The 12657-nt window shown below is 74.3% G+C and carries 6 protein-coding genes and 1 pseudogene; all 7 read right to left on the reverse strand.

Translation table 11 applies throughout. The annotated features are described in order from the left end of the window. Positions 1-176 precede the first annotated feature (176 nt). Positions 177-1552: pseudogene (locus ACIQIB_RS38735) on the reverse strand (IS1380 family transposase). A 122-nt stretch (positions 1553-1674) separates the two neighbouring features. After that, positions 1675-3210 carry a prenyltransferase/squalene oxidase repeat-containing protein gene (locus ACIQIB_RS38740; protein WP_400764074.1) on the reverse strand — a complete coding sequence of 512 codons (1536 nt, stop codon included), beginning with the start codon at positions 3208-3210 and terminating at the stop codon, positions 1675-1677. Further along, positions 3207-4046, reverse strand: a complete 840-nt coding sequence (locus ACIQIB_RS38745) for a family 16 glycosylhydrolase (RefSeq protein ID WP_400764076.1) — start codon at positions 4044-4046, stop codon at positions 3207-3209. The genes ACIQIB_RS38740 and ACIQIB_RS38745 overlap by 4 nt, the downstream gene beginning before the upstream one ends. Before the next feature lie 20 nt (positions 4047-4066). Further along, positions 4067-7186 carry an amino acid adenylation domain-containing protein gene (locus tag ACIQIB_RS38750; protein WP_400764078.1) on the reverse strand — a complete coding sequence of 1040 codons (3120 nt, stop codon included), beginning with the start codon at positions 7184-7186 and terminating at the stop codon, positions 4067-4069. A gap of 84 nt (positions 7187-7270) precedes the next feature. Continuing rightward, on the reverse strand, positions 7271-8089 hold the full coding sequence (locus ACIQIB_RS38755) for a hypothetical protein (RefSeq protein ID WP_400764081.1): 819 nt from the start codon (positions 8087-8089) through the stop codon (positions 7271-7273). A 147-nt stretch (positions 8090-8236) separates the two neighbouring features. Beyond that, a complete protein-coding gene (locus ACIQIB_RS38760; protein WP_400764084.1) occupies positions 8237-9004 on the reverse strand; it encodes a thioesterase II family protein in 768 nt (255 codons plus the stop codon). Continuing rightward, positions 9001-12657: type I polyketide synthase (locus tag ACIQIB_RS38765; protein WP_400764087.1), on the reverse strand; the 3657-nt coding region annotated here is incomplete at its 5' end. The genes ACIQIB_RS38760 and ACIQIB_RS38765, both read right to left, overlap by 4 nt.

Raw genomic sequence — 12657 nt, forward strand, 5'->3', positions numbered from 1 at the left:
AACGTGACCAGATGGTTCCAACAAGCGTGTCCCGCAGGGTCGAAACCGCCAGGTCACCACACCACGCTGGTTCCAACTATCCTGTCTCGGCACAGCCCGGCTTTCCGTCGGGGGGCGCCGGGTTCCACGGTTCCGGTGGGTTGATCAGGCTCGTCGGGATGGGTTGATGCTGCTGGTCAGCCAGGGTTCGGCAGGGTGGCGAGCCGCTGGATCGCGCTGGTGATCACGTCGATCCAGGGCCAGTGGTTTGCGAATCCGAGGTGCCGGCGGCGGGCTGTGGTGACGAGCTGGGCGGCGGCGGAGAAGAGCCGGAGCCGGAGGCGTCGGGGCTCCCAGAGCCGAGGTCTGCCGGTGAGCGAGCATCGGCATCCAGGCCGGCAGGTCCAGTGCGAGCTGGACGATCTCCAGCCAGATCTGGTTCTGTGCGGTGTCGTGCAGGGGCAGATTGCGCAGGCCGGTGGCCCGCGCGGGCGCGGATGCGGTCCTCGGCGCGGGCCCGCTGGCGGTGCCGGAGTTCGAGTGCGGCGATCGGTAGGCCAGTGGTGTTGGTCGCGAACGCGGTGAGTCGCAGGCCGTCGGCGTCGGTGATCCGCAGTTGGGCGCCGGGGTGGGGCCGTTCCTTGCGGACGATCAGCCGCATTCCCTTCGGCCAGCCCGTCAGGACGTCGCCGTCGAGTTCGGCGACCCAGGCGCCGTCCCGGATCTCGCCGCCGGGTTCGACCGCCGGGGTCCAGGCCGTGACCGGCACGCCCAGAACGGCCTGGTGAATCTGCTCGGTGATCGTCATGCCGACCGAGTACGACAGCCATCGGCCGCGCTGGGTGAGCCAGGCGACGAACTCGTGGGTGCCGCCGCCGGAGTCGGTCCGGATCGGCGTGCTCCGTTCGCGCCGGTACTTCTTCGGCAGCTGGGCCAGGGCGAGGCGGGTGGCGGTGATGTGGTCGGCTGCGGTGTTGCTGCCCGCGTTCCCGGGCCGAAGCAGGCCCACGACCGGCTCGCCGGTGCCGCCGTTTCCGTGGTCGACAAAGCCCATCAACGGGTGGTGGCCATAGGTCTTCTTCCGGGTCGCGGCGGCATCCTGCTTGTCGGAGTGGGCCAGCACGAGCACGCCGTCGAGGTCCACGGTTACCGGTCCTGCGGCATCCGGCGCCGCAGGACCGGCCAGCTTCCAGATGTGCTCGCGCACTGCTGCCCGCGCGGCCCTGATTGCCGTCAGGGCTCTCGGGCCGGCCGCGGCGAGGGCGTCGATCATCCGGGAAACCGTCGGATCGGACGCCACCGGGCCGAACACAGCCGGCTCGGCCCGCGGTATTCCGGCATCGGCCAGGCAGTCCCCGCCCAGCGCGACCGCGAGGGCCAGATCCAGCAGGATCTTTCCCGGATCGTGCACCGCCCGAGGCCGCCGCCACGGTGCCAGCGCCGCCGATATCGCCTCATTCAGACCGGCCTTGCGGACGGTCTCGACCAGCAGCACGCCTCCGGCCTGGGACACCACCACCCGGCCGCCGCCCTCGATGCGGACACACGGATAGGACCCGATACGCTTCTTCACCTGAGGAGTGCTTCTTTCCACGCGACGACCTGGACCCTAGACAAGTCCCATCGTTGCAGGTCAGGAGCACTCTTCTCGTTTCTGATCATCCATCGGACGCCCGGCCACGTGAAAGCGCGAGGCTAGCGTAGCCGAAAGGCATTCAGTGCCCCTATGGCAGCCGCGCGAACGAGGTGTGACGGAACATAGAGTTCCTTTCCGATCCAGAGGGTGGAATGACTCTTGCGCAATCCGTACGCCAGCAGGAAATCCCGGCCGCGCACCGCAGCCTCCCGCACCGCCGCGTCCTGCCCGCCTCCGCCGTCGAGGGTGTCCAGCAGGATGCGCATCGCGTAGGCGGTCTCCTCCGCGGTGCCCTCCCAGCGGCCCCAGGAACCGTCCGCCCGCTGCCCGTCCAGCACCCATCCGACCGCCCGGCGGACCTGCTCGCGGTGGCCGGGCCCGCCATACCTGTGCAGCGCGAGGGCGCAGCGCATCGTGGCGAAGTACGGGGAGGCGTGCCACTTGTCCGACCAGCTGCCGTCGGCCTCCTGACGCTCGCCCAGCCAGGCGGCGATCCGCCCGACCGCCTCGTGGTGGCGGGCGGCGTCCTCGGTGCCGAGCGCCGCGTAGCAGCCGAAGGCCTCCAGGACGTGGGCGTTGGTAGTGGTCGACGGCTGGTACTCGGGGATGGTCGACATGAAGTGCGTCCCCGCGTCGTACTGCCACAGGTACTCGGGCGCCTCCGGCCTGCCGAGCGCCGAGAGGGCCGAGAGCACGATCGCCGTGGTCTCCGCCTCGTGGGCGAAGCCGGGCGCGGTGGGAGCCCCCAACCGGCCCACGTCCTGCGGGAGTTCGGCCGCCAGCACGGCGAGCGGGGCGAGGTCGAAGCCCGCCGTCGCCAGGTTCCCCACGATCCACGCCCGCTCGTAGTGGACCAGCGAGGTCATCGCCGGCACCGTCCCCGCGCCACGGGCCTGAGCCCCGGCCAGGAAGCGGACCGAGGGGTCGTCCGGGTCGGATGGCCGGTCCGGGCCCAGCCAGGCCGCGGTCGCGGCGGCCGAGCAGCCGATCACCCCGTCAACCGGTTCCATCTCCTTGGCCCCGACGGCGACCGGGCCGACGATCTCCAGGTAGTGCCCGGCCAGCGGGTTGCGCCAGGCCTCCGCCCGGAGCGCCGTCAGCGGCGCCTCGCTGAGGCCGGGCGGCAGCGGGAGGGGGTCGGCGCAGTGCCCGGCGGCGGCCAGCCGGGCGTTGATGTCCGCGACCAACGCCGGGATGATCATGAAGAAGACCACCGTGGACGGCGCCGGGTTGCCGCAGAGCCCGGCGGCTGCCGCCAGCCCCCTCTGCGCCGCCGCCGCGAGTTCGGCCCGTTCCGCGTGCGCCGGGCGCGCTGCGGCGTCCGCGTCGAGCACTGCGAGCAGGGCCTCGGTCGCGCTGAGCGTCGGGACCAGGGCGTAGCCGTCCGGGCCGGCCCAACTCCCGTCCGGGTGCTGCTGGTCGAGCAGGAAGCGCACCCGGGCGGCGTGGCCGTCCAGCCAGGGCGCGAGCGACACCAGCCGTCCGGTCTCGTAAACCGACGGCGCCAGGGCGCCGGTCGGGTCGGCGAGCACGTCGGCGAGCAGTTCGGCGGCGAGCGCCTCCAGGTCGGGCTCGGCCGGCCGGTCGGCCGTCACCGGGCGTCCTCCTCGCCGGTGGCCTCGTAGACCGTGATCCCGTCCAGCAGCAGCGAGGACGGCATGAGGGCCGGGTCCGGGTCGCCGGGCAGCACCGGGCCGCCGGGGCTGGCGATGATGATCGCCAGGCAGAGGTAGACGGGCTGGTCGAAGAGCCAGCCCTTGGGGGTGGTGTCCTCCGGGGTGAGCCTCAGGTACTCGCGGCCGTCCAGGTACCAGGTGATCTCGTCGGGCTCGCGCCGCCAGACGACCGTGTAGGTGTGGAAGTCCGCGCTGAGCGGGCTGCCGTCCTCGGTGGTGGTGGGCTTGCCGATCCCGAGGGAGGGGATCTGGTGGCACTCGGGCGAGTGGAGGGCCCCCCAGACGGTGTTCGGCTCGGAGCCGAGCGCCTCCAGGATGTCGATCTCCCCGGCCCGGTACCAGGCCTGCACCGGGTCCTCGTCACCCCGGTGGCGCAGCTGGGTGCCCCAGGCCCACAGCGCGCAGTCCAGGCCCGGGCCGGGCGCGGTGCGCACCCTGGCCTCGATGCGCAGGGCACCGCCGGGGGCGGGGACGAAGTCCTCGCGGCGGGTCTCCAGCCAGGCGGCCCTGTAGACGCCCTCGCCCTCCTCGGCGGCCTCGTGGGTTGCGGTCATCCGCAGGCGACCCTCGCCGTCGAGGGCGATGTGCTCGGGGTCGTCGGCGTGGAACTCGACGCCGGCGCCGAACGGCTGGCCGGTGACGACCATCCAGCGCTCCGGGTCCGGCGGGGCGCCCTGCGGGCCCTGGAAGTCGTCCTGCCACAGCACGCGCCAGCCGGTGGCGGGGGCGAGCGAGGCGGCGGGGTTCTCGTTCATGGTCTCCATTGGTCCTCGTGTCAGGCGGAGGGCTCGGCCGCGGTGGCGGCCGTCTCCAGGTACGCGGCCAGGGCGGCCGGCGTCGGGTGGGCGAACAGGTCGGCGAGGCGGGCCTTGCGGCCGAGTTCCCGGTCGATCAGCTGGACGAGCCGGGAGCCGAGCAGCGAATGGCCGCCACTGTCGAAGAAGTTGGCGTGCTCGCCGAGGTCGGTGCGTCCGAGCGTGGTGTTCCAGAGGTCGACCAGGCTGCCGGTCAGACCGTCCCGGGGCTCGGCGCGCCCGCCCGTCCGGGCCGCGCTCGCCCGGGCGCGCTCGGCGAGGCGGGCCTCGGCGAGTGCGGCCAGGGCCAGGTGGTCGACCTTCTGGTTGGCGGTGGTCGGCAGCGCCTCGGTCACCACGATCTCCTGGGGGACGGCGCCGGCGGGCAGGTGGCCCCTGGCGTGCCCGAGCAGCCCGGCCGCCAGGTCGGCTCCCCCGGCGGACTCTACGAAGGCGACGAGCACCGCGTCCTGGGCGGCGCCCACGACCACGGCCCCCGCGCCGGTCACCCCGGGGTGCTCCAGCAGCACCGACTCGACCTCGCCCAGCTCGATGCGGTGGCCGCGCAGCTTGACCTGGCGGTCGACCCGGCCGAGCACCTCCAGTGTGCCGTCCGGGAGCCAGCGGGCCAGGTCGCCGGTGCGGTAGTGGCGCCCGTACGCGGGGTGGTGGGCGAACCGGGCCTCGGTGAGCTCAGGCCGCGCGTGGTAGCCGAGGGCGACGCCGTCCCCGGCGATGCACAGTTCGCCCTGCACGCCGACCGGCAGTTCGCGGCCGGCCGGGTCCGCCACGAACACCCGGGTGTTGGCGAGCGGCCGGCCGACGTCCACCCGCCGGGTGTCCGGCGTCACCGTTCCGACGGTGGACCAGATGGTGGTCTCCGAGGGGCCGTAGGCGTTGAGGACGGCGCAGCCGGTGGCGGCCAGCCGCCGGGCGAGGGCGGGCGGGAGCGGCTCGCCCCCGCTGATCAGGCGCAGCCCGGTGAGCCGGGCGTCCTCCTGGTCGGTCACGGCGCGCCAGGTCGTCGGGGTGGCCTGGACGACGGTGACGGCGTGCCGCGCGACGGTGCCGAGCAGCGCCTCCCGGTCCGCCCTGGCCTCGTCAGGTGCCACGACCAGGCGGGCGCCCGTGGCCAGGGGCAGGAACAGCTCCAGCGCGGAGATGTCGAAGGCGAAGGTGGTGAGCCACAGCACCGCGTCCTCGGCCCCCGTGCGCAGCCGCTCGGCGAAGTCCGCGACCAGGTTGGCCAGGCTGTGGTGGCTGATCACGGCGCCCTTGGGCTTGCCGGTCGTGCCGGAGGTGTAGATCAGGTAGGCGGCGGACTCCGGGGCGGGCTCCTCGAAGGTCCGCTCCTGCGTGCCCGCCCCGGCCCGGCCGGTCGGCGCCAGGTCCAGCAGCGGCGCCGTGACGTCCCCGGGCAGGGTGATCGACGGGTCGACCAGGACGGCGCGCGCGCCGGAGTCCGCCAGGACGTACGAGAGCCGCTCGGCCGGGTGGCGCGGGTCGAGGGGCAGGTAGGCCGCGCCGGCCAGCCAGACGCCGAGCGTGGCGGCGGCCAGTTCGGGGCCGCGCGGCGCGGCCAGCGCGACGACGTCGCCCGGGGCGATCCCGGCCCCGCGCAGCTGGTCGCGGGTGCCCAGCGCGGCGCGCCAGAGCTCGCCGTAGCCGACCGTACGGTCCTCGCCCTCCACGGCGACGGCCTCCGGGGCGGCGGCCGCCCGGGAGCGGACCGCCGCCAGGACGGTCCGGGGCGAGAGGGGACGCTCGGTGCGGTTGGCCCCGTCGATGACGGCGCGGTCCTGCTCACCCCATCCGGACAGGGCGCCCAGCGGCCGGTCCGCGTCCGTTCCGGCCTCGGTCAGCAGCGCCTCGAAGCGCTCGACCAGGGCCCGGACGTCCTCGGCCGACAGTACCTCGGTGTAGTAGGCGGCCCGGATGGTCACGGTGTCCGCGCCTGAGAGGAAGAAGAACTCCAGGTCGAACTTGCTGAAGCCGTTCTCCACCGGCAGCCGGTGGGCCGGGTTCCCGCCGATCCGCCACGCGGGCTCGCCAGTGTCGGGCACGTAGTTGAACAGGTGCCGGAACACAGTGTTGCGCCAGGAGGCGCCGCCGTCGCGGCGCAGCTCGGGGAGCAGCACGTCCACCGGCACGTCGGCGTGCGCGACCGCGCCGAAGAACGCGTCCCGGGCGGTGCGCGCCAGCGTCCGGAAGCCTGCGGCCTCGTCCACGGGGACGCGCAGCGGCAGGGTGTTGACGTGGTAGCCGATCGCCTGGGGGGCCGCCACCCCGCGCACGTTGACCGGCGTGCCGACCACCAGGTCCGGCCCGGCGCCGTGCCGGGCCAGCAGCAAGCAGTAGACGGACAGCAGCACGACCGCCTCGGGGACCCGCAGCTCCTTCTGCAGCCCGCGCAGCGCCGTGGTGGCCTCGGCCGACAGGACGTGAGTGAGCTGGCCCCCGGTCAGGGTGGGCTCCGCGACGTCCTCGCCGCCGCACCACAGGGCGAGGCGGGAGGAGTCCACGCCGTCCAGGTTGCGGCGCCAGTACTCGAGGCTCTCCGCCCGGGGCTCGGCCTCGGCGAACCTGGGCCGCACGTCCAGCAGTTCGGCGGCCGGCTCGCGGCCGGCCAGGTACGCGTCGTAGACCTGGACGAACTCCTCCAGCAAGACCGCCCCGGACACCGTGTCGAAGACCAGGTGGTGGACCGCCACGCAGAACGCGTCGCCCTGGTCGGTGGCGACGTGCGCCGCCCTCAGCAGCGGACGGCCTTCGAGGTCGAACGGCCGGGCAACGAACTCGCCCAGCAGCCACGTCAGTTCACCGCTCTCGGCCTTCAGCTGCTCGACCTCGATCCCGGCACCGGCGTCGGCGGGGTCGAGGACCAGCCGCTCCAGGCCCTGGTCGCCCCGGCGGAACACGGTGCGCAGCGCCTCGTGCCGGCCCGTCAGGTGCCGCAGGGCGCGCTCCAGCGCCCATCCGGCGAGTTCGCCCTCGACCCGGAAGGAGACCGAGAGATTGTTGACGCCCCTGACCGGCACGAGCTCGTCCAGCAGCCAGAGCGCCTGCTCCTTGCTATCGGCCGGCACGGGCCGTGGTGTCATTTGTCGCATCGCAACTACCGTTCGGTGATTCGCGGCGGTGCCGCCGCCGGGTTCCAGGGATCGGTCAGGTCGGCTGGACGGGCGTCACGCGGACGCCAGCAGCTCCGACACGGTGTGGGCGACCTCGGTGTCGCGCAGCAGGTCCACGTGCGGGGTGGCGAGCCGCAGCTCGCGGCCCACGGTGATGTCCTGGCCGACGGACCGTGCGCCGTTGAGGCCGCTGGTCGGCGAGGAGGAGGTGAGGACGACCGACTGGTTCCAGGCCGGCAGCGGGTCGAGCCCGGCCGCGCCCACCAGGTAGGCGACGAAGGAGGTGAAGGTCGCGGTCAGCTCGGTGATCCGCTCGCCGTCGAGCTCGAAGCGCTCGAACGCCGGCTTCGCCGTGGCCTGGTAGGCGTTCAGCAGGTCGGCGGCGAGCGCGGCGATGCCGGCGTCGCGCTCGTGGGCCGTCCGCCCGGCCTCCTTGGCGGCCTCGGCCTCCTCCGGGGTGAGCACGGCGGCCATCGAGTCGATGACCCGGTGGTACTGCGCGTACAGGGTCAGCGGGGTGGACAGCTCGGGGTCGAACAGGAGGGTGGCCGGCCGCGCCTGCTCGGCGGCGATCCGGTCGGCGAGCGCGCCAGCGTAGGTGCCGCCGATGCAGAAGCCGAGCACGCCCCGGACGGTACGGCCGCTGGCGCGGACCTCGTTCAGCCAGGTGTCCAGGTAGGCGTCGCCGCTCGCGCCGAGCTCGGTGCTGACGGCCTGCGGGATGCTCTCCCACACGGTGAAGGAGCCGTCCAGTCCCTTCACCAGGTCCGCGAACCGGCCCTCGGCGCGGCCGGTGGCGTCGAAGTCGACGGCGAGCACCACGTCGTCGGGGTTTCCGTCGGCGAGCACTCGCCACGTTTCCAGGGTTCCCACGTCTTGTCCTTATATCGAAAGATGCCTGATGTGACCGCAGTTGTGGCGCCCGCCGAGACCGAAGCTAGTGACGCGCCCCGGCCCGGATAACCCCACCGCGACCCCTAACGCCCCCTGTGCGGACCACCGGGGCGCGGGGCCCCGCGTTCAGCCGGTGCGGGCGGGCAGACGCCGGGCGATCTCCGCCACGACGGCGCCGGGGTCGGCCGTCAGGTAGAAGTGATCGCCGGGGAGGACCTTCAACTCGAAGGTCCCGGTGGTGTGTTCGCGCCAGGCCGCGACCTCGGCCACGGTGGCCTTCGGGTCGCGGTCGCCGGTGAGCGCGACGACCGGGCAGTCGACCCGGGCGCCGGGGGCGCTCCGGTACGTCTCGATCGCGCGGTAGTCCGCCCTCAGGGCCGGGAGGATCATCGCGACGATCTCCTCGTCGTCCAGCACCCCCGAGTCGGTGCCGCTGAGTCCGCGGATCTCGCCGAGCAGGGCCCGGTCGCCCCGGGTGTGGAGGTCCTCGATCCGGAAGGTCGACGGGGCGCGCCGGCCGGAGACGTACAGCGCCTCGGGGGACACCCCCGCCCCCTCCTCCAGCCGCCGGGCCACCTCGAAGGCGATCACGGCGCCCATGCTGTGCCCGAACAGCACCAGCGGGCCGTCGATCCGGGGCAGCAGCGCCTCGGCGGCCCGGTCGGCCAGCTCGGCGATGTCGACCAGGGGCGGTTCGTGCCGGCGGTCCTGCCGGCCGGGGTACTGCACGGCGAGCACGTCGGCGGAGCCACTCAGTGCCAGGGCCATCGGCTGGTAGTAGGTGGCCGCGCCGCCCGCGTGCGGGAAGCAGACCACCGTCGCCTCCGCGGCCTCCGGGGCCGGGTGGTAACGGCGCAGCCAGGTCGTGCCGGTGTCCTGCGGATGGGGCGTCATGCGGTCCTCGATTCCAGGTGCGGGCCGTTCAGTTCCTGCCGCAGGTGGGCGGCCACGGCCACCGCGGTCGGGTGGTCGTAGATCAGCGTGGGCGGCAGGGCCACGCCGACGACCTCGGTGAGGCGGTTGCTGAGTTCGACGGCGGTCAGGGAGGCGAAGCCGATCTCCAGGAAGTCCTCCTCCGTGCCGACGGCCTCGGCGGAGGCGTGGCCGAGCACGGAAGCGGCCCGGGCCCGGACCAGCTCGACCAGCAGTGCGCTGCCTTCCCCCTCGGTCAGCCCGGCCAGCCGGGCGGCCAGGTCCTTTGGGTCGCGCGGCAGGCCGTCCGCCGGTTCCCCGACCGCGACGGGCTCGGGATCCACGGTGGTGTGCCGCCGGGCCCGCCAGGCGGTCAGCAGCTCAAGGGCGGCGTCCAGCCCGGCCCGGTCGGCGGCCGGGTCGGCGTCCAGGGCCGCGGCGAGGGCGGAGAGGTCGCCGAGTTCCACGGCCTCCCACAGCTCCCGCTCGGAGCGGTCGGCGCGGTCGGCGCGGTCGGCGCGGTCGGCGGCCGGCTGGTCCGCGCCGGAGGCGATCCAGTAGCGGGTGCGCTGGAAGGCGTACGTCGGCAGCTCGACCGGCGCCTCCCCCGCGCCCGCGAAGACCGCCTCCCAGTCCACCGGCACGCCGTCCGCGTGCACCGAGGCGAGCGCGGCCGCCACCGCCTGGGCGTCCGGGCGGTCCCGGCGAAGGGCCGGCACCACCAGGGCAGCGCCGCGCAGGCTCTCTTGGGCGAGGGCGGCCAGGACGCCGTCCGGGCCGATCTCCACGAACCTGCTCGTCCCCAGGCGCTCCAGCGCGCCGACCTGGTCGGCGAAGCGGACGGTCTCCCGGACGTGCCGCACCCAGTAGTCCGGGTCGCACAGCTCGGCCGCGCCCGCCGGCTCGCCGGTGACGTCCGAGATCACCGGGAGCGCGGGCTCCCGGTAGGCGACCGACTCCGCGACCTCGCGGAACCCGGCCAGCATCGGGTCCATCAGCGGCGAGTGGAAGGCGTGGCTCACCCGCAGCCGGCGGACCCTGCGGCCGAGTGCCGTGAAGTGCCCGGCGATCTCCTCGACGGCCTCCTGGCTGCCCGACACGACCACGGAGGCGGGCCCGTTGACCGCCGCGAGGTCCACCTCGCCCTCCCTGCCCGCGAGCAGCGGCCGCACCTCCTCCTCGGAGGCGCGCAGCGACAGCATCGCCCCGGCCGCCGGCAGCGCCTGCATCAGGCGGCCACGGGCGGCCACCAGCCGGGCGGCGTCCGGCAGGTCGAAGACCCCGGCGACGTGGGCGGCGGCCAGCTCACCGATCGAGTGCCCGGTGAGCCGGTCGGGCCGCACGCCCCAGGACTCCCACAGCCGGAACAGCGCCACCTCGACCGCGAAGATCGCGGGCTGCGCGTACTCGGTGCGGTCCAGCAGGGCGGCCTCGGGCCGGTCGGCCTCGGTGAACACGACCTCGCGCAACTGCCGTTCCAGGTACGGGGTGAAGGCCGCGCACACCTCGTCGAAGGCCTCGGCGAACACCGGGAACGCCTGGTGGAGCTCGCGGCCCATGCCCGGGCGCTGGCTGCCCTGCCCGGAGAACAGGAATCCGATCCCGCCGCCCGTCGCGGCGCTGCCGAGCACCAGGCCAGGCGCCGCCTCGCCCTCGGCCAGCGCGGCCAGTGCGGACAGGCGCTCCGCCCGGTCCGCCGCGACGACCGCACCCCGGTGGCCGAAGGCCGTCCGGCTCAGGGCCAGTGCCCGGCCCACCTCGGCCGGGCCGAGGTCGGGGCGCCGCTCCAGGAACGCGTGCAGCCGGGCGGCCTGCTCCCGCAGCGCCTCCGGGCCCTTCGCGGACAGGATCCAGGGCAGGACCGCGGTCGGCTCCGAGGTGGCGTTCTTTGCTTCCAGAGCCTCGGGGGCCTGCTCGATGAGGACGTGGGCGTTGGTGCCGCTGACGCCGAAGGCGGAGACCCCGGCCCGGCGCGGGGCGCCGGTCTCGGGCCAGGCGATCGGCTCCCTCAGCAGCTCGACGGCCCCGGCCGTCCAGTCCACGTGCTGGGAGGGGACGTCCACGTGCAGGGTCTGCGGCAGTCGGCCGTGGTGCATCGCCATGATCATCTTGATCATGCCGCCGACCCCGGCGGCCGCCTGGGTGTGCCCGATGTTGGACTTCAGCGAGCCCAGCCACAGCGGACGGCCCTCGGCCCGGTCCTGCCCGTAGGTGGCCAGCAGCGCCTGCGCCTCGATCGGGTCGCCCAGTTTCGTCCCCGTACCGTGCGCCTCCACCGCGTCCACCTCCGAGGTGGTGAGACCCGCGTTCGCCAGCGCCTGACGGATCACCCGTTCCTGGGCCGGGCCGTTCGGCGCGGTCAGGCCGTTGCTCGCGCCGTCCTGGTTCACCGCCGTGCCGCGCACCACCGCCAGCACGCGGTGACCGTTGCGCCGCGCGTCCGACAGCCGCTCCAGCAGCAGCACACCGACGCCCTCGCTCCAGCCGGTGCCGTCCGCGCCCTCGCCGAACGCCTTGCAGCGCCCGTCGGGAGCGAGGCCGCGCTGCCGGCTGAACCCGATGAACGTACCCGGGGTGGCCATCACGGTCACGCCGCCGGCCAGGGCGAGCGAGCACTCCCCGCTGCGCAGCGACTGCACGGCCAGGTGGACGGCGACCAGCGAGGAGGAGCAGGCGGTGTCCACCGTGACCGCCGGGCCCTCCAGCCCCAGCGTGTACGACACCCGGCCCGAGGCCACACTGCCCGCGCTGCCGCCGCCGAGGAACGCCTCGACGCCCTCGGGCACGTCCACCGGCGAGGCGGCGTAGTCGTGGTACATCACGCCGGTGAAGACTCCGGTCCGGCTGCCGCGCACCGAGGCGGGCGCGATCCCGGCCCGCTCGAAGACCTCCCAGGAGGTCTCCAGCAGCAGCCGCTGCTGCGGGTCCATCGCCAGCGCCTCACGCGGCGGGATCCCGAAGAACCCGGCGTCGAACTCGCCCGCCTCGTACAGGAATCCGCCGTGGCGGGTGTACGAGGTCCCGGCGTGCTCCGGGTCCGGGTCGTACAGCGCCTCCACGTCCCAGCCACGGTCCTCCGGGAAGGCGGAGATCGCGTCCCCGCCTGCGGCGACCAGGTGCCACAGCTCCTCCGGGGTCCGGACACCGCCCGGGTAGCGGCAGGCCATCCCGACCACGACGACCGGATCCTCGGCCGCGTCCGGGCGGGCGGCGGCCGACGGGAGTGCCGTCTCGGGCTCCTGCCGCGTGCCGAGCAGCTCGGCCGCGATCCGGTCGGCCAGCTCGGCGGGGGTCGGGTGGTCGAAGACCAGGGTGGCGGGCAGCCGCAGGCCGGTCTCCGCGTCGAGCCGGTTGCGCAGCTCGATCGCGGTGAGCGAGTCGAAGCCGAGTTCGTTGAAGGCCCGGTCGACCTCGATCCCGTCCGTGTCGGGGTAGTTCAGGATGTCGGCGACATGCCGGCTCACCAGGTCGAGGACGGCGGCGGACCGCTTGTCCTGCGGCAGGGCGGCGAGGTGCTGCCCGAAGGTGCTGCCGCCCGCGCTCTCGGTGGTGGCGGCGGTGCGGCGGGTGCCGGTCGGCACCAACGCTCGCAGCAGCGAGGGGAGCTGGCCCTGCGGAAGCTCCCGCAGGGCGTT

The sequence above is a fragment of the Kitasatospora sp. NPDC092286 genome, from assembly GCF_044755565.1.
Taxonomy (GTDB): Bacteria; Actinomycetota; Actinomycetes; order Streptomycetales; family Streptomycetaceae; genus Kitasatospora.